The following is a 21,320-nucleotide window of genomic DNA, read 5'->3' on the forward strand; positions in this document are numbered from 1 at the left end:
AGGATGCGGGAAACAGTATCCCGGATCGTGTGCGACGGTTCTGGCTTGCCGACACGGGCGCGCGACGCGCACCCGGACCGAATTGCGGGCCTGATAGGGGAATCGCGGTGGGGTGTCAACGCAGGCCCCGCGCTTGTCGGCCCCCGCGAATGCGGGCACCGTCGGGCTCATGTCCGATCTGCAGATCATCGCCATCACGCGCTTCGCCTATCCCGGCTCCGGCGGCTTCCAGATCGAGCATGACAGCGTCGCCGAACGGCAGGCGCATCTGTGGGCGCCCGACCGGCTGGAGGCACGGTTTCGGACGCTGGAGCACGTCTGCCTGCGCACGCTGGCGGCCCAGACGGACCCCGACTTCCGCGTCCTCGTCGTCACGGGCGATGCCCTGCCCGAGCCGTGGCGCGGGCGGCTCGAAGCGCTCTGCGCCGCCCTGCCCCAGGCCGAGCTGATCCTCCATCCGCCCGAGAACCAGCGCTACGCGATGGAGGCGATCGTCAATGACCGGATCGACCCCGAGGGACCGCCGGTGATGCAATTCCGGCAGGATGACGACGATGGCGTGGCCCGGAGCTTCGTCGAGCGCGCCCGGCGCATCTTCGGCGAGGTCCGCCCGCTCTGGGAGCGGCATGGCCGTCTGGCGGTCGATTTCAGCCGCGGCTACGTCATGCGCCCGACGCCCGAAGGTCCGCTGGTGCAGGCCGCGACGCGCAGCCATCTGGGTGTGGCGCAGGCGCTGTTCCTCCAGCCGTCGATCCGGCGCACGGCGATCCATTTCCCGCATCACCGGGTCGGCGCGCTGATGCCATCGGTAACGATCCCGGACGCGCCGATGTGGCTCAGGGGCGTGGACGGGACCAATGACAGCCCGATGCCCGGGCAGCTCGACCGCCTCGTGCATGCCACCTCGGAGGAGCGGGTCGACCTGCGGGATCGGTTCGGACTGGACCTCGACGCGCTGGCCGCGAGCTTCGCCGCGGCCTGAGCGTCAGCGCGGACCCGTGGCGCGCGGCATGGGCGCCACCCGGCCCTCGCGCCAGAGGGTATAGAGGCCTGTCGCCGCGATCAGCGCCGCCCCGATAAGGGTCAGCGTCGCGGGCCAGTCGCCGAAGACCAGCCAGCCGAGGATGAGCGCCCAGACCAGCGAGGTGTAGCGGAACGGCGTGACGGCCCCGACCTCGCCCACGCGCATCGCCATGACCGAGCAGAGATAGGCCGCGAAGATGAAGCCCGCGGCGGCGAGGATCATGCCGCCCTGCCCTGCCGTCGGCCGGCCCCATGGCTCGGCCAGCGACAGCGCCAGGCCCAGCAGCGTCACCATCGCCGCCGTGATCGCCGCGACGTTGAGCGACGGCGTGTCCCGCGACAGACGCCGCGTCAGCAGATCGCGCGCCGTGGCCAGTAAGACGGTGATCATCGCGACGGCGGACCAGGCGTTGAAGCCCTCGGTCCCCGGCCGGACGATCAGAAGGACGCCGACCAGCCCGACCCCAATCGCGGTCCAGCGTCGCCAGCCGACCCGCTCGCCCAGGAAGAGCGCGCCCGCCGCCGTGATCGAAAGCGGGAGAGCGGCGAGGATCGCGGTGATATTGGCCAGCGGCATGTTCTGGAGCGCGAGGAGGAACGGCAGGAACGCCGCCGTCTCGGCCGCCGAGCGCCCGAAGGCCCAAGGGCGGTCGGCCCGCGCGATGCCGCGGCCCAGCGTCCCCATCGCCCAAGACAGAAGGACGATCAGCGTCGTCGCCACGCAGCCGCGCAGGAACGTCACCTGGAAGGCGGGCAGATCCTCGGCCAGCCATTTGAGCGCCGCGTCGTTCATGGTGAACGTCGCCATGGCGCCCATCATCAGGAACGCGCCCTTCAGGTTGTCCTGCATATCAGTCCTGCGGCGGCGCGGGCATCAGCGCGAGGGCCGCATCGGCATCGAGGCCGAAGCGCTCGGCCATCAGCTTGCGGCCCTTGCGGGTGGCCATGGGGGTCGCGTGGGGCGGAATGGAGCGGCCGCTGTCGTTGTGGTCGTGCAGCGTCCGGAGGAACATCTGCGCGTCGCCCGGCAGGGTGAAGCCGGGGACGTGGCAGGGCAGCCGACGATGGTTGTAGCGATAGATGCAGGTCGGCAGGTCGGCGGTGGTGATCATCGCGCAGGCGAGGCCGAGGGGCTGGGGCTCGCGAAACTCGTGGAAGGGTTCGGCGGGATCGTGGAGGTCCCAGTAGATCCCGCGCATGAAGCTGAGCGTCGTCGGCCCCTCGGCCAGCCCGGCGGCCAGAAGACGGTCCGAGATGTCGCGCGTGCGGGCGATGTAGTCGACCGCCACGGCGTCGTCGTCGTCGATGCGAAAGCCGGTGACATGGGTGGTGCCGTCGTCGAGGCCGCGCCGGAAGCTGCGCTTGCCCGCGGCCAGTGCGCCCATCCGCTCCATGAAGACCGTCTTGAGGAAGGGAAAGGCCTCCTCGAGGGCGCGCAGCCGTTTGCGGTGCCGCATCGGCAGCGTCGTTCCGGCGAGGATCACGCAGCGGAACGCAGGGTCGGTCTGGGCGGCGAGCGACGGCAGGGTGATGGTCTCGAGATAGCGGAACCGCGTCTCGATCCGGCCGGGCTCGTAAAGATGCCGCTCCAGCTGGGCCTCGTCCAGCCCGGAGACCGAGAAGCCTTCCTTCGCCGGGTAGGAGAAGCGCAGCACGCCGATGATCTGGTTGACGATGGCCATGGCGGATCGCTCGCACGGGTGCGGGAACCGGGCAAGTCCTATCGCCGGTCGGGGCCGGTGCGGCCCGTCGTCGGTCTCGGTGATGCGTGGGATGGGCGGGCCCGCCCGGTGTCGGGTGGACGCCCCTGGGTGTCGGCGCGGATGTGGCCGCGCCGGTCGGTCGAGGTCGGGCCCGACCCCGGTGACCCCGCCCTCGTCCGGGCGGGTCTGGGGTCGTCCTGTCGAAATGGCGGGGTGTCAGTCCCGCCGGATGCGATCGCGGAGATGGTTCTGAGCCGGAGCGGTTAACGGGCGGTGAACGCGCGCGGCGAATGGCTTCGGTTTGCTGGGTGGGTCCGCCTTGTGGGTCCGAGCGGTGCCGGGGCGCTCGCTGGCCGGGCAATGGTCCGGCGTCCCCCCTTGACGAAAAACCCCGCCGGATCGCTCCGGCGGGGGTGTTCTTTATGCCATGCGGCCGGGGATTACTCCTCGACGGCGGGCGCCTCGGCGAAGACGTCCTCGGCCGAAGGCTCCTCGGTCGGGGCAGCCAGTGCCGCGGCCTTCTCGGCCTCGGCGCGGGCCTCCTCGATCACGACGTTGTCGCGCGCGGTGGCGATGGCGCGCATCGCCTGGGTCGCGCCACCGGTGCCCGCCGGGATGAGGCGGCCGACGATGACGTTTTCCTTGAGGCCGACCAGCTTGTCCTTCTTGCCCTGCACCGAAGCCTCGGTCAGGACGCGCGTCGTCTCCTGGAAGGAGGCGGCGGAGATGAACGAACGGGTCTGGAGCGACGCCTTCGTGATGCCGAGCAGGATCGGCTCGGCCCGAGCGGGACGATCGCCCCGCTTCTCGGCCTTCTCGTTGGCCTCGACCAGCTCGGCCTTGTCGACATTCTCACCCTTAAGGAGCGTCGTGTCGCCCGAGTCGAGGATCTCCCACTTTTGGAGCATCTGCCGGACGATCACCTCGATATGCTTGTCGTTGATCTTCACGCCCTGCAGTCGATACACGTCCTGCACTTCGTCGATCAGGTAATCGGCCAGCGCCTCGACGCCCAGGATCCGCAGGATGTCATGCGGCGCGGGGTTGCCATCCATGATGTAGTCGCCGCGCTGGACGAAATCGCCCTCGGCCACCGGGATGTGCTTGCCCTTGGGCACCATGTAGTCGATCGGCTCGAGACTGTCGTCGGACGGGATGACCGTGATCCGGCGCTTGTTCTTGTAGTCCTTGCCGAACTTCACCGTGCCGTCGGCCTCCGCGATGATCGCGTTGTCCTTGGGCTTGCGGGCCTCGAACAGTTCCGCCACGCGCGGCAGGCCGCCCGTGATGTCCTTGGTCTTGGTGCCTTCGCGCGGAATACGCGCGACGACGTCGCCCGCCTTCAGCATCTGGCCGTCCTCGACCGACAGGATCGCGTCCACCGACATCTCGTAGGTGATCGGATTGCCGGCCTCGTTGCGGACGGGCTCGCCATCCTCGCCGGCCACGATGACCTGCGGCTTGAGATCGGAGCCCTTGGGCGCGGAGCGCCAGTCGGACACGATCTTCTGGGTCATGCCGGTGGCGTCGTCGGTCTCGTCGCGCACCGAGATGCCCGCATAGAGATCGACGAACTTCGCCTTGCCGTCGGATTCGGCGATGATCGGCAGGGTGAACGGGTCCCACTCGTAGAGCTTGTCGCCGCGCGCGACCTTGGCGCCGTCGGTGACGTGCAGGGTCGTGCCGTAGCCCAGCTTGTGGGAGGCCCGCTCCTCGCCGTTCTCGTCCATGATCGCGAGGGTCATATTGCGACCCATCACGACCACGCCGCCCGCCTCGTTGGTCAGCGTGTTGGCGTTCTGGAAGGCGACGGTGCCCTCGGCGGAGGCTTCCATGAAGGATTGCTGTCCGCCCTGGGCGACGCCGCCGATGTGGAAGGTCCGCATCGTCAGCTGGGTGCCCGGCTCGCCGATGGACTGGGCCGCGATGATGCCGACGGCCTCGCCCTGGTTCACCTTGGTGCCGCGCGCGAGGTCACGTCCGTAGCAGGACGCGCAAACGCCCTCCTCGGCCTCGCAGGTCAGCGGCGAGCGGATGCGCATCGATTGCACCTGCGCCTGGTCCACGATGTCGGCGGTGCGCTCGTCGATGAGCTCGCCGGCCTTGACGATGACCTCGTCGGTGCCCGGCCGCAGCACGTCGTCGGCCGCGACCCGGCCCAGCACACGTTCGGCCAGGGTGGCGACGACTTCGCCGTCGTTGACGGCGGCCGAGGCGGTGATCGCCTTCTCGGTCCCGCAATCGTCCATGCGGACGATGCAGTCCTGCGCGACGTCCACGAGACGCCGCGTCAGATAGCCCGAGTTCGCGGTCTTGAGCGCCGTGTCAGACAGACCCTTCCGCGCGCCGTGGGTGGAGTTGAAGTACTCCAGCACGGTCAGCCCTTCCTTGAAGTTCGAGATGATCGGCGTCTCGATGATGTCGCCGTTCGGCTTCGCCATCAGGCCGCGCATCCCGCCCAGCTGCTTCATCTGGGTGACCGAGCCACGCGCACCGGAATGAGCCATCATGTAGACGGAGTTCGGCTCGTTCTCGGCGCCGTTCTCGTCCGTGCCCGCGACCGAGATCGTGGACATCATGGCTTCGGTGACCTTGTCGTTACACTTCGACCAGGCATCCACGACCTTGTTGTACTTCTCGCCCTGGGTGATCAGGCCGTCCATGTACTGCTGCTCGAAATCCTTGACCTGGTCGCGCGTCGCCTCGACGACGGGCCACTTGTCCTCGGGGATGACCATGTCGTCCTTGCCGAAGGAGATGCCCGCCTTGAACGCCTCGCGGAAGCCGAGGGTCATGATCTGGTCGCAGAAGATAACCGACTCCTTCTGGCCGCAATAGCGGTAGACGGTGTCGATGGTCTGCTGGACCTCTTTCTTGCGCAGTAGCCGGTTAACGAGGTCGAACGGCGCCTTGGCATTCAGCGGCAGCATGGAGCCGAGGCGCACGCGGCCCGGCGTGGTGTCGAACACGACGCCGACTTCTTCGCCCATCTCGTCGATCTGGGTGACACGCGCCTTGATCTTGGCGTGCAGATGCACCTCGCCCGCGTCGAGCGCGTGCGTGACCTCGTCGACAGACGAGAAAATCATGCCCTCGCCCTTCATGCCGGCCCGTTCCATCGAGACGTAGTAGAGCCCGAGGACCATGTCCTGCGACGGCACGATGATCGGCGCGCCGTTGGCGGGCGACAGCACGTTGTTCGTGGACATCATCAGGACGCGCGCTTCGAGCTGGGCTTCGAGCGAAAGCGGCACGTGGACGGCCATCTGGTCGCCGTCGAAATCGGCGTTGAAGGCCGAGCAGACCAGCGGGTGCAGCTGGATCGCCTTACCTTCGATCAGCACGGGCTCGAACGCCTGGATGCCGAGACGGTGCAGCGTGGGCGCGCGGTTCAGGAGAACCGGATGCTCGCGGATGACCTCGTCGAGGATATCCCAGACCTCGGGACGCTCCTTCTCGACCAGCTTCTTGGCCTGCTTGACGGTGGACGACAGGCCCTTGGCCTCGAGCCGCGAGTAGATGAACGGCTTGAAGAGCTCGAGCGCCATCTTCTTGGGCAGGCCGCATTGATGCAGCTTCAGCTCCGGCCCGGTCACGATGACCGAGCGACCCGAGAAGTCGACGCGCTTGCCCAGAAGGTTCTGGCGGAAGCGGCCCTGCTTGCCCTTGAGCATGTCGCTCAGCGACTTCAGCGGACGCTTGTTGGCGCCCGTGATGACCCGGCCGCGGCGTCCGTTGTCGAAGAGCGCGTCGACGGATTCTTGCAGCATCCGCTTCTCGTTGCGCACGATGATGTCGGGCGCGCGCAGCTCGATCAGCCGCTTGAGGCGGTTGTTGCGGTTGATAACGCGGCGATACAGGTCGTTGAGGTCCGATGTCGCGAAGCGGCCGCCGTCCAGCGGCACCAGCGGGCGCAGTTCGGGCGGGATGACCGGGATCACGGTCAGGATCATCCACTCGGGCCGGTTGCCCGACTCTATGAAGCTCTCGACGATCTTCAGGCGCTTGATGATCTTCTTGGGCTTCAGCTCTCCCGTGGCCTCCTTGAGGTCCTCGCGCAGCGTCGCGGCTTCCTGCTCGAGGTCGATCGCGGCCAGCATCTCGCGGATGGCCTCGGCCCCGATATTGGCCTGGAACGCGTCGGCGCCGTAGGCGTCCTGCGCGTCCATGAACTCCTCCTCGGACATCAGCTGTCCGTAGGTGAGATCGGTCAGGCCGGGCTCGATGACGACGTAGTTCTCGAAGTAGAGGATCCGCTCGAGGTCGCGCAGCGTCATGTCCAGCATCAGGCCGATGCGCGACGGCAGCGACTTGAGGAACCAGATGTGGGCGACGGGCGAGGCCAGCTCGATATGGCCCATCCGCTCGCGGCGGACCTTCTGGAGGGTGACCTCGACGCCGCATTTCTCGCAGACGACGCCGCGATACTTCATGCGCTTGTACTTGCCGCAGAGGCACTCGTAATCCTTGATCGGACCGAAGATGCGCGCGCAGAACAGGCCGTCACGCTCGGGCTTGAACGTCCGGTAGTTGATGGTCTCGGGCTTCTTGATCTCGCCGTAGGACCACGAGAGGATGCGCTCGGGCGAGGCCAGCGAGACCTTGATCTCGTCGAAGACCTTCTGGGGCGCGATCGGGTTGAACGGGTTGTTCGTCAGTTCCTGGTTCATCTTGATACCTTTGTGAAAAGGGTGCGTTGGAAGAGGAGCGGTGCGTGGGAACCACGCACCCTACCGGGCGTAGCGTGCGTGCTCGGCACGCACCGCCGGCGCGATCACTCGCTGTCTTCCTCCGCATCCAGGAGTTCCATGTTCAGGCCGAGGCCGCGCACTTCCTTGACGAGCACGTTGAAGCTCTCGGGAACGCCCGCCTCGAAATTGTCCTCGCCCTTGACGATGCTCTCGTAGACCTTGGTCCGTCCGGCCACGTCGTCGGACTTCACCGTCAGCATCTCCTGCAGGGTGTAGGCCGCGCCGTAGGCTTCCAGGGCCCAGACCTCCATCTCGCCGAAGCGCTGGCCGCCGAACTGCGCCTTGCCGCCCAGGGGCTGCTGCGTGACGAGGCTGTAGGGCCCGGTCGAACGCGCGTGGATCTTGTCGTCCACCAGGTGGTGCAGCTTGAGCAGGTACTTCACGCCGACGGTCACCTGGCGCGAGAACTTCTCGCCCGAGCGCCCGTCGAACAGGTCCGACTGGCCCGAGGTGTCGAAGCCCGCGCGGGTCAGGGCGTCGTTGACGTCCCCTTCCTTGGCGCCGTCGAAGACCGGGGTCGCGATCGGCACGCCGTGGGTGACGTTGGAGGCCGCCTCGACGAGACCGTCCTCGCCCATCTTCGCCAGGTGCTCCTCGTAGGCCTCCTCGCCATAGGCGATCTTCATGGCGTCGCGCACGGGCGTCAGGTCGCCGGAGCGGCGGAACTCGTCCAGCGCCTCGTCGATCTGAAGGCCCATGCCGCGCGCGGCCCAGCCCATGTGGGTCTCGAGGATCTGGCCCACGTTCATGCGCGACGGCACGCCCAGCGGGTTCAGCACGAAATCGACCGGCGTGCCGTCGGCGAGGAACGGCATGTCCTCCATCGGCACGACCTTCGAGATGACGCCCTTGTTGCCGTGACGGCCGGCCATCTTGTCGCCCGGCTGAAGCTTGCGCTTCACGGCGATGAAGACCTTGACCATCTTCATTACGCCCGGCGGCAGGTCGTCGCCGCGACGGACCTTCTCGACCTTGTCCTCGAAGCGGGCCTCGAGGGCGCGCTTCTGGATCTCGTACTGTTCGTTCAGGGCCTCGACCTGCTGAGCGGTGCCCTCGTCCTCGACGGCGATCTGCCACCACTGGCCGTAGGTCAGCGCCGAGAGCGCCGCGTCATCGACCTTGGAGCCGGACTTGAAGCCCTTGGGGCCCTTCACGCCCTTCTGGCCCTCGATCATGCCACGCAGGCGGGCATAGATGTTGCGGTCCAGGATCTCGCGCTCGTCGTCGCGGTCGCGCGCGAGGCGTTCGACCTGCTCGCGCTCGATCTGCAGCGCGCGCTCGTCCTTCTCGACGCCGTGACGGTTGAAGACGCGGACTTCCACGACCGTGCCGTAGTCGCCGGGCTTCACGCGCAGCGAGGTGTCGCGTACGTCCGAGGCCTTTTCACCGAAGATCGCGCGGAGGAGTTTCTCCTCCGGCGTCATCGGGCTTTCGCCCTTGGGGGTGATCTTGCCCACGAGGATGTCGCCCGGCTCCACGTCGGCGCCGATATAGACGATGCCGGCTTCGTCGAGGTTGCGCAGCGCCTCCTCGCCGACATTCGGGATGTCGCGGGTGATCTCCTCGGGTCCGAGCTTGGTGTCACGCGCGGCGACCTCGAACTCCTCGATATGGATCGAGGTGAAGACGTCGTCGCGAGCGATCCGCTCGGAAATGAGGATGGAGTCCTCGTAGTTGTAGCCGTTCCACGGCATGAACGCGACGACCACGTTCTTGCCGAGCGCCAGCTCACCCATGTCGGTGGACGGACCGTCGGCCAGGACTTCGTCCTTGGTGACCGTGTCGCCGACCTTCACCAGCGGACGCTGGTTGATGCAGGTATTCTGGTTGGAACGCTGGAACTTGCGCAGGCGGTAGATGTCCACGCCCGCGTCGCCCAGCTCGAGGTCCTCGGTGGCGCGCACGACGATACGCTGCGCGTCGACCTGGTCGATGACGCCGCCGCGCTTGGCCATGATGGCCGCCCCGGAATCCTTGGCGACGACCGCTTCCATGCCGGTGCCCACGAAGGGTGCGTCCGCCCGCAGGAGCGGCACGGCCTGACGCTGCATGTTCGAGCCCATCAGCGCGCGGTTGGCGTCGTCGTTCTCGAGAAACGGGATCAGCGCCGCGGCCACGGAAACGAGCTGCTTGGGCGACACGTCGATCAGGTCCACGTTGTCGCGCGATTGCAGCATGTAGTCGCCGGACTGGCGGGTCGAGACCAGCTCGTTCTGGAACCGCTTGTCATCGGTCAGCTGCGCGTTGGCCTGCGCCACGGTGTGACGCATCTCCTCGGTGGCGGACATGTACTGGACGTCGTCCGTCACCTGCCCGTCGACCACCTTGCGGTAGGGCGTTTCGATGAAGCCGTACTTGTTCACGCGCGCGAAGGTGGCGAGCGAGTTGATCAGGCCGATATTCGGGCCTTCCGGCGTCTCGATCGGGCACATCCGGCCGTAGTGGGTCGGGTGCACGTCGCGCACCTCGAAGCCCGCGCGCTCGCGCGTCAGGCCGCCCGGTCCAAGCGCCGAGAGGCGACGCTTGTGCGTCACTTCAGACAGCGGGTTCGTCTGGTCCATGAACTGCGAGAGCTGCGACGAGCCGAAGAACTCGCGCACGGCGGCGGCCGCAGGCTTCGCGTTGATCAGGTCCTGCGGCATAACCGTGTCGATCTCGACCGAGGACATGCGCTCCTTGATGGCGCGCTCCATGCGCAGAAGGCCGACGCGGTACTGGTTCTCCATCAGCTCGCCGACGGAGCGGACGCGGCGATTGCCGAGATGGTCGATGTCATCGATCTCGCCGCGGCCGTCCCGCAGCTCCACGAGGGCCTTGATGCAGGCGAGGATGTCCTCGTCGCGCAGGGTCCGCATCGTGTCCTCGGCGTCGAGGTCGAGGCGCATGTTCATCTTGACCCGGCCCACGGCCGAGAGGTCATAGCGCTCGCTGTCGCGGAAGAGCTGGTCGAACAGCGTCTGGGCGGCGTCGACGGTGGGCGGCTCGCCCGGACGCATGACGCGGTAGATGTCCATCAGCGCCGTCTCGCGGCCGAGATTCTTGTCGGCGGCCAGCGTGTTGCGGATGTACGGACCCACGGTGACGTTGTCGATGTCGAGCACCGGCAGCGTCTCGACGCCTGCGTCCAGCAGCTCCTTCAGGGTGCCGCCGGACACTTCGCCCGCCTTGTCCAGTTCCCACGTCAGCTCGTCGCCGGCCTCGACGAAGATGGCGCCGTTGGTCTCGTCGATGATGTCGCGCGCGGCGAACTTGCCGATGATGGCGTCGAACGGCACGAGGATCTCCTCGACCTTGCCCTCCTCGCGCAGCTTCTTGACCTGGCGCGGCGTGACCTTCTTGCCGGCCTCTATCACGACCTCGCCGGTGGCGGCGTCGATGACGTCCATCGCCGGCCGGGTGCCGGAATAGCGCTCGGGGAAGAACTTCGTGGCCCAGCCCTCACCCTTGCGATGGGTGTAGGTCACGGTGTCGTAATAGGTGTTCACGATCGCTTCCTGGTCCATGCCGAGGGCATAGAGCAGCGTCGTCACCGGCAGCTTCCGGCGGCGGTCGATGCGCGCGAAGACGAGATCCTTGGCGTCGAACTCGAAGTCGAGCCAGGAGCCGCGATAGGGAATGATGCGGCAGGCAAAGAGCAGCTTGCCCGACGAGTGCGTCTTGCCCTTGTCATGGTCGAAAAACACGCCCGGCGAACGGTGCATCTGGGAGACGATGACCCGCTCGGTGCCGTTGACGATGAAGGTGCCGTTGGGCGTCATCAGGGGCATGTCGCCCATGAACACGTCCTGCTCCTTGATGTCCTTGACGGACTTGGCCGAGGTGTCCTCGTCCACATCGAACACGATCAGGCGCAGGGTGACCTTCAGCGGGGCCGAGTAGGTCATGTCGCGCTGCTGGCATTCCTCGACGTCGTACTTGGGCTCCTCGAGCTCGTACTTGACGAATTCGAGCACCGCCGTCTCGTTGAAGTCCTTGATCGGGAAGACCGACTGGAAGGTGCCCATCAGGCCCTCGCCTTCGGAGGGCTCGGGCTGGTCGCCGGAATTTAGGAACAGGTCGTAGGAGGACTTCTGAACCTCGATGAGGTTCGGCATCTGGAGGACTTCCTCCAGCTTGCCGTAGTAACGCCGAATCCGCTTGGGGGATGCCTGCATCTGAGCCATGGATGGTCTCTTTCTCTCGGTTTCGCGCGCACGGGCGTCCGTCGGGGCTGCGGACGCCGTGGGCCAGCGAAGGGTCGTGCGAGGGGAAACCATCCGGCGCATCGTCCCACGGACGCGCCCCCGTTCCCGCCTCCTGACCTGGAAAGCCCCCGAAAAGGGGCTTGCCGGGACAGGAAGGGGTGGCCCCGCATGCGGCGGGACCACCCGTGTCGTTCGCTCTCGGACGGGACGGCGGGGAGATCCCCGCGCGACCGGCGCCCAAAGGGCGGGGGTGGCCCCGCCTTACTTCAGTTCGACTTCGGCGCCAGCCGCTTCCAGCTTGGCCTTGATGTCTTCGGCCTCGGCCTTGTCGACGCCTTCCTTGACGGCCTTGCCGCCGGCTTCGACCAGGTCCTTGGCTTCCTTCAGACCCAGACCCGTGATGCCGCGGACTTCCTTGATCACGTTGATCTTGGAGGCGCCGGCCGACTTCAGGATGACGTCGAATTCGGTCTGCTCCTCGGCGGCGGCGCCACCGGCGTCGCCCGCGGGACCGGCCATCATGACCGCGCCACCGGCAGCGGGCTCGATGCCGTATTCGTCCTTGAGGATGGTCTTCAGTTCCTGGGCTTCCAGAAGGGTCAGGCCCACGATGTCTTCGGCGAGTTTTTTCAGATCAGCCATTGTTCGATTTCCAGTTCGTTTAGATGTGTTCCGGTGCCGTGTCGTTCAAGACCACGACGAGGGATGACGGGATGGGCCTCAGGCGGCCTTCTCCTCGATGGTCGACAGGATGCTCGCGATGTTCGAAGCAGGCGCGCCGATGGCGCCGGCGATGTTCGAGGCAGGCGCGCCGATGCAGCCCACGATGGAAGCGATGAGCTCCTCGCGGCTGGGCATCTTCGCGACGGCTTTCACACCTTCGACGTCCAGAGCGTTCTCACCCATCGCGCCGCCCAGGATCTCCAGCTTGGAGTTGTCCTTGGCATACGCGTCGATGACCTTGGCCGCAGCCACGGGGTCCTCGGAATAGGCGAGTACGGTCATGCCCGTGAGGAAATCGGAAATGCTGCTGGCAGCCTTCCCCTCAAGGGCGATCTTGGCGAGCTTGTTCTTGGCGACGCGAACCGAACCACCCGCTTCGCGCATTTGCGAGCGAAGGTCCTGCATCTCGGCGACTGTCATGCCCTCGTAGCGGCTGACCACCACGACGCCAGAGCTTTCGAAGATCTGGCCGAGTTCCTCGACCACTTTCTCTTTCTGGGCTCTATCCACAGTTCTTCTCCAAGTCTCGCGGGGAAACCCCGCGATGGAGGGGCGGACCCCTCCGGCTCTCTTTCGTCGCGCGAATGCACGACAAGAAGTCCTTACGGGTCAGCGCAGCCCAGGGTCCCGGAAATCGGGGCCGGAATGTCTTTTCCCGTCTCGGGCAGGACTTACGGCCGAAGCCACCCACCGTCTCGGACGAATCAACGACCCGGGCGAAGCAATCCGTCCGGGTCGTCGGGGGGCCTCTTAGGATGATCGCGCCCGAATGGAAAGGGCAAATCCTCGCAGCTGCGGCATCCGGCGCGCGCCTGCCCCGGAAACGCGAAACGGCGGGGCACCCTGCCCCGCCGTTCCACCGGTTCTCTCGGGTCGCGCCGCGATCAGGCGACGGGGTCGTTGCCCGTGGCACTCTCGACGCTGACCGACACGCCCGGCCCCATTGTGGAGCTGAGCGAGATCTTCTTGAGGTAGGAGCCCTTGGCCCCCGTCGGCTTGGCCTTGGAGACCGCGTCGACGAACGCCATGACGTTCTCCTTCAGCTTGGCCTCGTCGAAGGAGGCCTTGCCGACGCCCGCATGGACGACGCCGTTCTTCTCGGCCTTGAACTGGACCTGGCCGCCCTTGGCGTCCTTGACGGCTTGGGCCACGTCCATCGTCACCGTGCCGACCTTGGGGTTCGGCATCAGATTCCGGGGACCCAGCACCTTACCCAGACGACCCACGATGGGCATCATGTCGGGCGTGGCGATGCAGCGGTCGAAGTCGATCTGACCCGACTGCACCGTCTCCATCAGGTCCTCAGCACCGACGATATCGGCCCCGGCTTCCTTGGCCTCGTCGGCCTTGGGGCCACGGGCGAAGACGGCGACGCGGACGTCCTTGCCGGTGCCGTTCGGGAGCGAGACCACGCCGCGGACCATCTGGTCGGCGTGACGCGGGTCGACGCCCAGGTTCATCGCGATCTCGACGGTCTCGTCGAACTTCGTCTTGGCGTTGCCCTTCACGAGGCTGACGGCCTCGTCGACGGTCACGTTTTCCTTGCCAGCGAATGCCTCGCGGGCCGCCGTTGCGCGCTTTCCGAGCTTCGCCATCACTTCACCTCGATGCCCATGGACTTCGCCGAGCCCACGATGATCTTCATCGCCTGATCGACGTCATTCGCCGACAGATCCTTCATCTTCGCTTCCGCGATCTCGCGCACCTGCTTGACGGTGACGGAGGCCACGGTCTCGCGGCCCGGCGTCTCGGCGCCGCGCGGACGGTTGCGCTTGCCCACGGGCTTCAGGCCGGCGGCCTTCTTGAGATAATAGGACGCGGGCGGCGTCTTGATATCCATGGTGAAGGACTTGTCCTGGTAATACGAGATTACCGTGGGGCACGGGGCGCCCTGCTCCATCTCCTGCGTCTTGGCGTTGAACGCCTTGCAGAATTCCATGATGTTGATGCCGCGCTGACCGAGGGCGGGGCCCACGGGCGGCGACGGATTGGCCTGACCTGCAGGGATCTGCAGCTTCATGGTGCCGACGAGTTTCTTCGCCATGCGTCTCTCCTTTTCGGCGGCGGGACCAGGCCCGCCCTACATGCCCCGAAGGGCGCTTTGCCGTGGTTCGGTCCGGGGCGTATCGCCCGTCGCCTCCCACGTCCGAGACCCCCGCGTGGCGCGGGGGCCGTGCCTCACGCGGCCTTGGAGACCTGCGTGAATTTCAGCTCGACCGGGGTGGCCCGGCCAAAGATCGAGACCGAGACCTTGAGGAGCTGGGCCTCGTCGTCCACCTCCTCGACCTGGCCCGCGAAGCCCTCGAACGGGCCGTCGGTCACGTTCACGTCCTCGCCCACGTCGAAGGTGATGAGCGACCGCGGGGCCTCCTCGCCTTCCTGGACGCGGTTGAGGATCTGGTTCACCTCGGCATCGCGCATCGGCATCGGTCGACCCTGCGGGCCAAGGAAGCCGGTGACGCGGTTGATCGAGTTGACCAGGTGATAACCCTCGTCCGACATCTCCATCCGCACCAGCACGTAGCCGGGCATGAAGCGCCGCTCGGAGGTCACCTTCTTGCCGCGACGGACCTCCAGCACCTCTTCGGTCGGGACCAGCACCTCTTCGATCTGGTCCTCGAGGTTCTGCTCCTCGACCGCGGTGCGTATCTGCTCCGCGACGCGCTTCTCGAAGTTGGACAGCACGCTGACCGAATACCATCGCTTCGCCATCTGCCGGTCGTCCTCGCTCGTCTCTAAAAATGTCGTCCGACCGCGCGCGGCGACCGGCCTCAAAACGTCAAACAGCGCGCATCACGAATCAATGCGCGCCGCCCGGTTCGAAGTCCGGTCCCTCTACCCCCCGCCCCGGCGGGATTCAAGGGTCGCGGCCCGCGCGCGCGGGTGCGTCGTCAGAATGCGCCCAAGAGCGTCGTCAGGCCCGTCCGGATCAGGAAGTCGACGAAGAAGAAGAAGGTCGCCGCCAGGATCGCCAGCAGGAAGACCATTACCGTCGTCAGCAGGACCTCGCGGCGTGTCGGCCACGTGATCTTGCCGATCTCGGCCCGCGTCTGCTGGATGAACTGCATCGGGTTGGTGGTGGCCATGTCGTGCCTCTCGGGATCGGTCCTGCCGGAGATAGGCGCCGGGGTCCGGCGGCGCAAGCCGGTCGGCGGTCGCGGGTCGCGGGCCTGGCAGGGGCATCAGGATTCGAACCCGAGACCTGCGGATTTGGAATCCGCTGCTCTACCAACTGAGCTATACCCCTGCAGGCGCGACAGGGCATATGGCGCGGCCGCGACGGGTGCAAGGGGGAAGCGCGGGCGGGACGCCGCCGCCGCCGCCCGGCCCCCCGACTCGACGCGACGGCAATTCGCTGGCAAGAAAATGTTGCGACGGACCGGAACCTTTGGATCGGCACCCCGTTGTATTGCCGACGCGACGACAACCACGCCGTGTTTTCTATGACCACTGCCCCTAAGGAGCACACCAATGAACCGCACGCTTACCGCCCTCGTCACCGCCACCGCCCTGACCTTCGGTGCGTCCGCCGCCATGGCCGACGCCCACGCCACGATGGGCGAAGGCTTCAACATGCTGCAGACCGCTCTGATGAGCGATTTCGAGCGCATGGGCATCCCGACCGACGCCCTGAACGACCTGACCCTCGGTCAGATCGCCGCGATCAAAGAGATCGTGGAAGGTGATGGCGCCGAAGCCCAACAGAAGGGTCAGATCGAGGCGATCATCGCCAACTGATCGGATCTTCCGACCGAGATTTGGGGCGGCGCGCCAGCGTCGCCCTTTTTCGTTGGCCGTCGCTGCTCCGCGCGGACACGGCCGACGGGCGTGGCCCGCGCCTGTGTCAAGGGCGGCATCACGGTCAAGTCACAGACGCATGATCTCACGGGTTCGTCTGGGGACACGTGATCGGGGGGCGAGGCATCTGGTCCGGGACGAGCGGTCGGATGACCCGGCCGACGTCGCACCGAACACATCGGAGAGAAGACATGAACTTCAAGATGACCGCAGCCGCCGTCCTCATCGCCCTGTCCGCCGGGGGCGCCGCCCTCGCCGACGGCCACGCCAGCCAAGGCTTCAACATGCTGCAAACCGCACTGATGAGCGATCTCGAGCGCCTCGGCATCGACCCGTCCTCGATGGGCGACGATCTGACCCTCGGCCAGATCGCGACCATCAAGGCCATCGTCGACAGCAGCGACGCGGACTCGCAGAAGAAGGGCCAGATCGAGGCCATCATCCGCAACAACTGACGCGGCATCGGGGCGGCCCGATCCGGTTCCCCCATCGGCGACCGCACGACGTCGCCCGCATCGAGGGCCGCTTCTTCCGGGGGCGGCCCGTTTTCGTGGCGGGATTCGCCGCGCCCGGCGGCGGTCGTCGATACGTATGCCGATCGGTGCGTCGCGAGCACGCACCCTGCGCCGGGCTTCGCAGGGCCTCGCGGGGGCGGACCGTAGGGTTCGTGCTCGGCACGCACCGGCCCCGGGACGAAGGTCGCGCCGGTGGGACGGCCTTCCCTGCGGGCGCGTCCGCGGGCCGCTCATGCAACAAGGGCCCCCCGAGGGGAGCCCTGCCGGCTCTCGTGACAAAGGCCCCCGAGGGGGCCTTTGCACTGCGCCGTGTCGTGACACCCGGCCCTGCGGGCCGGCTGCACTTACTCCGTGATCTTGCTGACGACGCTCTCGGGAGCGTCCGCTAGCGGACGCCCCTGTCGCGTGTCAGCAGAAATCACTCCGTGATTTTGCTGACGACGCCCGCGCCCACGGTGCGGCCGCCTTCGCGGATCGCGAAGCGCAGGCCCTGCTCCATCGCGATCGGCGCGATCAGCTCGACCCCGAACGACACGTTGTCGCCCGGCATCACCATCTCCGTGCCCTCGGCCAGCTGAACCGTCCCCGTCACGTCCGTCGTCCGGAAGTAGAACTGCGGGCGGTAGTTGGCGAAGAACGGCGTGTGGCGGCCGCCCTCGTCCTTCGTGAGGATGTAGGCCTCGGCCTCGAACTTCGTGTGCGGCTTCACCGAGCCCGGCTTGCAGAGCACCTGGCCCCGCTCGACGCCGTCCCGGTCCACGCCGCGCAGGAGCGCGCCGATGTTGTCGCCGGCCTCACCGCGGTCCAGCAGCTTGCGGAACATCTCGACGCCCGTGCAGGTCGTCTTCTTGGTGTCCCGGATGCCCACGATCTCGATCTCGTCGCCCACGTTGATCACGCCGCGCTCGACGCGACCCGTCACGACCGTGCCGCGACCCGAGATCGAGAACACGTCCTCGACCGGCATCAGGAACGGCTGGTCCACGGCGCGCTCGGGCGTCGGGATGTACTCGTCCACGGCCGCCATCAGCTTGCGGATCGACTCCTCGCCGATCTCCGGGTTGTTGCCTTCCATCGCCGCCAGCGCCGAGCCCGGGATCACCGGGATGTCGTCGCCGGGATACTCGTAGCTCGACAGAAGCTCGCGGATCTCCATCTCGACGAGCTCCAGGAGCTCCTCGTCATCGACCTGGTCGACCTTGTTCATGTAGACGACCATGGTCGGAATGCCGACCTGGCGGCCGAGCAGGATGTGCTCGCGCGTCTGCGGCATCGGGCCGTCGGCCGCGTTCACCACGAGGATCGCGCCGTCCATCTGGGCGGCCCCGGTGATCATGTTCTTGACGTAATCCGCGTGGCCCGGGCAGTCGACATGCGCGTAGTGGCGGTTCTCGGTCTCGTACTCGACATGCGCCGTCGAGATCGTGATCCCGCGCGCCTTCTCCTCGGGCGCACCGTCGATCTGGTCATACGCCTTGAAGTCGCCGAAATACTTCGTGATCGCAGCCGTCAGCGTCGTCTTGCCGTGGTCCACGTGACCGATCGTCCCGATGTTCACATGCGGTTTCGTGCGTTCGAATTTTGCCTTCGCCATGAGGGGCCCCTGCGCTTGTCGGGGCCGATGTGGCGGACCCCCTGATTACATCGCGGGCCGTCTAGCCGTGGGCCGTGCGAAAGGCAAGGCCCGGTTGGCCCCGGTCAGCGCGGCGGCAGGCCGAAGGTCTCGGGCTCGCGCAGGAGCCAGGACTGGATCTTGCCCGACATGTTGCGGGCCAGGGTGGCGAGCTGTTCGTCGGCGCTTTTCACGAGGCCGGAGCCGAGCAGGAGCGTGTCGGCCCCCTCGAAGGTGGTGAGCTGCTCGGGGCCGCGGATCTTCTCTTGCGGATCGGCGGTCCAGAGGTTCGCGGTGACGACCATGATGGATTTCGGCGTCAGCACGATCGGGATGCCCGGCGGCGCCAGCGCGTAGCCGTCGATGGCCACCGCGATATGGTATTCGCGCGCGCCGTCGTAGCGCCGGAACCGGCGGTCGATCTCGGCGGTCATCGCGGCGATCAGCGCCTCCTTCGTGGCATCGCGGGAAGGCGGGATCTTCTTGACCTTGTCGGCCACGACGATCGTCAGGCCCAGCCGGAAATCCCCCATGTCGCGCGGGGCTTCGGTCAGCGGGTCCGAGGCGGCGCACCCGGCCAACCCGCCGAGCGCGAGCCCCGCGAATGCGCGGCGGCTGAGATCTGTGGTCATGGGAACCCCTTGGCGGCGATGTCGCAACGTGCGTAGCGGGGCGTCCGGCCGGGGGCAAGTTTCACCGGCAGATCGCCCGGAGATCGGACCATGCCTTGGGCGAGAGCGAGGGCGCGCCCGGAGGCGGATCGCCCGCGCCGGAGGCGGCGATGATGCGCTCGGCCAATTGGGGATGGCTGGCGAAATGGCTCGCGAAGCCCTCGACATCGCCGTAGCGCTCGCGCAGCCGCTCGAACATCCGGCCAAGTGCCGAGGGCGGCAGGCCCCGTGCGCGGAGCTGGCGGGCGGCGAAGATGTCGGCGCGCGTCTCGGCGTCCCGCGAGTAGCCCGCGAAGATCGCGCCGCTGGTCGCCCCAGACAGGAGCCCGCCCCCGGTGATGTCGCCCAGCAGCACCGAGATCACCGCGAGACCCGAGAGCTGTTGCAGCATCCCGCGCACCGGATCGTCGTGGACGACATGGCCGATCTCGTGGGCGAGGACGGCGGCGATCTCGTCGGGATGTTCGGCCGCGACGATCATCGAATGGAAGAACGTGACCCGCCCGCCGGCCACGGCATAGGCGTTCAGGATCGGGTCTTCGCGGTCGTCGAGCACGGTCGCGACGATCGGATAGGGCAGATCGAGATCCGCGCCGACGCGGGCGACCATCGCCTCCAGCGCGGCCTGACCCGCGGGCGCGTCGCAGATCGCGAGGGGGGTGGTGCCGCCGAACATCACGCGCGTCTGTTCGAAATGCAGCTCGCCCAGCGCGACCTCGGCCTCGGGATCCATTACCTCGGCGAGGAGCGATGCGAGCGCGGGTAGGACGATCCAGATCAGTGCGGCGATGGCCGCGCATCCGGCGACGAAAACGCCCGCCGCGCGGATCGCGAGCGGTGGCCCCGGCAGCCCCCGCGCGGCCGAGGGGGCCTGCGCGTCGATCAGGGCGGCGGCCTCGGCATCGGCGACGAGGCGGTCCTCGGCCCCAGTGCGCCCGTAGGCCGTCAGCCCGCCGCCCGGCTGGTCGCGAAGCTGCCGGATCGCGGCGCTGGGCCAGATCACGGCCTCGCCATCGGGCAGCGCGATATGGAGACTGCCCTGCCAGACGCGGATCTCGGCCCGCTGCCGGAGTGCGCGCGTGCCGTCGAAATAGTCGGCGAAGGCCGCGTCGCTCATATGCCGGACCCCATGTCGAAGAGGTTCGCGAAGCCGTCGGCATCGGCCATGTGCTGGCGTTCGCCCGCCCCGGTCGCGTTGACCGCCGTGGCGCCCGCGACGACCAGCGTGTCGCCGACATGGGCGATCAGCGGGAAGGTCACGAAGGCCGTGCGGAGCGCGCCGCGCATCAAAAAGAGCGTCAGGTAGAGCAGCACCCCCAGCGCCGCGAGCGCGTAGGGCGACGGCTCGGCGAAGGCGCCGTCGGTGGGGATGTTCGCCAGCCAGCCGACCGCGAAGAGGCCGAGGGCGAGGCCCAGCGCGAAGAGGAGGGCGAGGAGGAGGAGCGCCACGACGATCCAGCCCAGAAGGTGGATGCGGAAGACGCGGCGGACGGTCGGACGAACCGACAGCGTGGCGCTCTCGCCGAAGCGGATGGCGGAGGCGAGGACCTCGAAGGAGCGGACGCGCCAGCGCAGCCAGAGGAGTGCCGCAAGGCCCGCGACCGGGAGGGCCGCGAGGAGGACGAAGCCGGCGAGCGCCTCCTCGTCGGAGCCGCCGTCCGAGAGCACGTATCCGAAGGCCGCGGTCCCGCCGACCAGCAGCCAGAGCCCCGCCCAGACGGGCAGCCAGAGCCTGACGAGCGGCCCGGCCGTGGTGGCGAGGGCGAAGCGGGTGTCGCCGAAGCTCGCCCGTGCGACCCGGTAGGCCCAGAGGCGGTGCGTGCGCCATGGCAGCGCGATCCCGAGGCTGAGCACCGTCGCCGCCGTCCACGCCACCGCGCGCCATGCGTAGCCGTAGGCGCCGGGCACCATGGCAAAGGACAGGCCCCGCCAGCGGGTGTGGTTCAGAAGGTAGCGGATGCCGCGATACTGGGCGAACCAGTAGACCGGCAGGAGCAGCAGGAACGCCGCGACGCCGCCGGCGGCGACGCCCTCGAACAGCGTCAGCGAGGCGAAGATCAGGAGCATGACGATCACGCCTAGATAGGTCGCGACGATGACGGCGGCGATGACGAAGCCCATCAGCTTCTCCAGCGGCTGGCCCGCATATTCCAGCGGCGCGCCGCCCACGCGAAGCGAGGACCAGAGCCAACGGCGCACCCGCGTGCGCGACCAAAAGGAATAGAGGCCGAGCGTCAGGACGCTGAGCATCGTGGTCTTCAGCACCAGCCAGAGCAGCGCGCCGCGTGTCCCCGCGACGTCGCCGCGCAACGTGTCCAGGGTCGCGACGCCCATGCGGTG

The 21,320-nt window shown here is 67.4% G+C and carries 17 protein-coding genes and 1 tRNA gene; 3 read left to right on the plus strand and 15 right to left on the minus strand.

Annotated elements, in window-relative coordinates; translation table 11 throughout:
- The first annotated feature begins 169 nt into the window (after window positions 1-169).
- Complete coding sequence (locus tag ACK8OR_RS13770; RefSeq protein ID WP_410189996.1) at window positions 170-982, plus strand: putative rhamnosyl transferase; 813 nt, start codon at window positions 170-172, stop codon at window positions 980-982.
- 3 nt (window positions 983-985) lie between these two features.
- Here the strand turns inward: ACK8OR_RS13770 and ACK8OR_RS13775 are convergent, their stop codons facing one another.
- The 11 genes from ACK8OR_RS13775 to ACK8OR_RS13825 all read right to left on the minus strand — a co-directional run bounded on the left by ACK8OR_RS13775 (window position 986) and on the right by ACK8OR_RS13825 (window position 15,631).
- On the minus strand, window positions 986-1,873 hold the full coding sequence (locus ACK8OR_RS13775; protein WP_410189997.1) for a DMT family transporter: 888 nt from the start codon (window positions 1,871-1,873) through the stop codon (window positions 986-988).
- A 1-nt stretch (window position 1,874) separates the two neighbouring features.
- The gene (locus ACK8OR_RS13780; RefSeq protein ID WP_410189998.1) at window positions 1,875-2,705 is read right to left on the minus strand and encodes a glycosyltransferase; all 831 of its coding nucleotides are present in this window, start codon (window positions 2,703-2,705) and stop codon (window positions 1,875-1,877) included.
- A 461-nt stretch (window positions 2,706-3,166) separates the two neighbouring features.
- Complete coding sequence (gene rpoC, locus ACK8OR_RS13785) at window positions 3,167-7,396, minus strand: DNA-directed RNA polymerase subunit beta' (protein ID WP_410189999.1); 4,230 nt, start codon at window positions 7,394-7,396, stop codon at window positions 3,167-3,169.
- A gap of 104 nt (window positions 7,397-7,500) precedes the next feature.
- A complete protein-coding gene (gene rpoB / locus ACK8OR_RS13790) occupies window positions 7,501-11,640 on the minus strand; it encodes a DNA-directed RNA polymerase subunit beta (protein WP_410190000.1) in 4,140 nt (1,379 codons plus the stop codon).
- A 282-nt stretch (window positions 11,641-11,922) separates the two neighbouring features.
- A complete protein-coding gene (gene rplL / locus ACK8OR_RS13795; protein WP_298430452.1) occupies window positions 11,923-12,303 on the minus strand; it encodes a 50S ribosomal protein L7/L12 in 381 nt (126 codons plus the stop codon).
- A gap of 78 nt (window positions 12,304-12,381) precedes the next feature.
- Window positions 12,382-12,894: a 50S ribosomal protein L10 gene (gene rplJ / locus ACK8OR_RS13800; protein ID WP_298430450.1), complete on the minus strand. Its 513-nt coding sequence runs from the start codon at window positions 12,892-12,894 to the stop codon at window positions 12,382-12,384.
- A gap of 374 nt (window positions 12,895-13,268) precedes the next feature.
- Window positions 13,269-13,979 carry a 50S ribosomal protein L1 gene (rplA, locus tag ACK8OR_RS13805; protein ID WP_410190001.1) on the minus strand — a complete coding sequence of 237 codons (711 nt, stop codon included), beginning with the start codon at window positions 13,977-13,979 and terminating at the stop codon, window positions 13,269-13,271.
- Window positions 13,979-14,428, minus strand: a complete 450-nt coding sequence (rplK, locus tag ACK8OR_RS13810) for a 50S ribosomal protein L11 (protein WP_410190002.1) — start codon at window positions 14,426-14,428, stop codon at window positions 13,979-13,981. Before rplK ends, rplA begins: the two co-directional genes overlap by 1 nt.
- Before the next feature lie 134 nt (window positions 14,429-14,562).
- Complete coding sequence (gene nusG / locus ACK8OR_RS13815; RefSeq protein WP_298430444.1) at window positions 14,563-15,096, minus strand: transcription termination/antitermination protein NusG; 534 nt, start codon at window positions 15,094-15,096, stop codon at window positions 14,563-14,565.
- 179 nt (window positions 15,097-15,275) lie between these two features.
- Entirely contained in the window at window positions 15,276-15,470 is a 195-nt protein-coding gene (gene secE, locus ACK8OR_RS13820) for a preprotein translocase subunit SecE (protein WP_298430442.1), read from the minus strand.
- Between the two features lie 85 nt (window positions 15,471-15,555).
- A tRNA-Trp gene (locus tag ACK8OR_RS13825) sits at window positions 15,556-15,631 on the minus strand.
- Window positions 15,632-15,855: 224 nt separating this feature from the next.
- Here ACK8OR_RS13825 and ACK8OR_RS13830 point away from each other — a divergent pair.
- Both ACK8OR_RS13830 and ACK8OR_RS13835 read left to right on the plus strand, forming a co-directional pair.
- Entirely contained in the window at window positions 15,856-16,122 is a 267-nt protein-coding gene (locus ACK8OR_RS13830) for a hypothetical protein (RefSeq protein WP_298430439.1), read from the plus strand.
- A gap of 251 nt (window positions 16,123-16,373) precedes the next feature.
- A complete protein-coding gene (locus ACK8OR_RS13835) occupies window positions 16,374-16,637 on the plus strand; it encodes a hypothetical protein (RefSeq protein WP_410190003.1) in 264 nt (87 codons plus the stop codon).
- Between the two features lie 478 nt (window positions 16,638-17,115).
- Here ACK8OR_RS13835 and tuf read toward each other — a convergent pair whose 3' ends face one another.
- From tuf to ACK8OR_RS13855, 4 genes are all read right to left on the minus strand, one after another.
- A complete protein-coding gene (gene tuf / locus ACK8OR_RS13840; RefSeq protein ID WP_410189994.1) occupies window positions 17,116-18,291 on the minus strand; it encodes an elongation factor Tu in 1,176 nt (391 codons plus the stop codon).
- A 104-nt stretch (window positions 18,292-18,395) separates the two neighbouring features.
- Entirely contained in the window at window positions 18,396-18,941 is a 546-nt protein-coding gene (locus tag ACK8OR_RS13845) for a hypothetical protein (RefSeq protein WP_410190004.1), read from the minus strand.
- 61 nt (window positions 18,942-19,002) lie between these two features.
- Window positions 19,003-20,097, minus strand: a complete 1,095-nt coding sequence (locus ACK8OR_RS13850) for a M48 family metallopeptidase (RefSeq protein WP_410190005.1) — start codon at window positions 20,095-20,097, stop codon at window positions 19,003-19,005.
- Window positions 20,094-21,314 carry a DUF898 family protein gene (locus tag ACK8OR_RS13855; protein ID WP_410190006.1) on the minus strand — a complete coding sequence of 407 codons (1,221 nt, stop codon included), beginning with the start codon at window positions 21,312-21,314 and terminating at the stop codon, window positions 20,094-20,096. The genes ACK8OR_RS13850 and ACK8OR_RS13855 overlap by 4 nt, the downstream gene beginning before the upstream one ends.
- Between the last annotated feature and the right edge of the window lie 6 nt (window positions 21,315-21,320).

Source organism: Jannaschia halovivens (genome assembly GCF_046452375.1).
Taxonomy (GTDB): domain Bacteria; phylum Pseudomonadota; class Alphaproteobacteria; order Rhodobacterales; family Rhodobacteraceae; genus Jannaschia; species Jannaschia halovivens.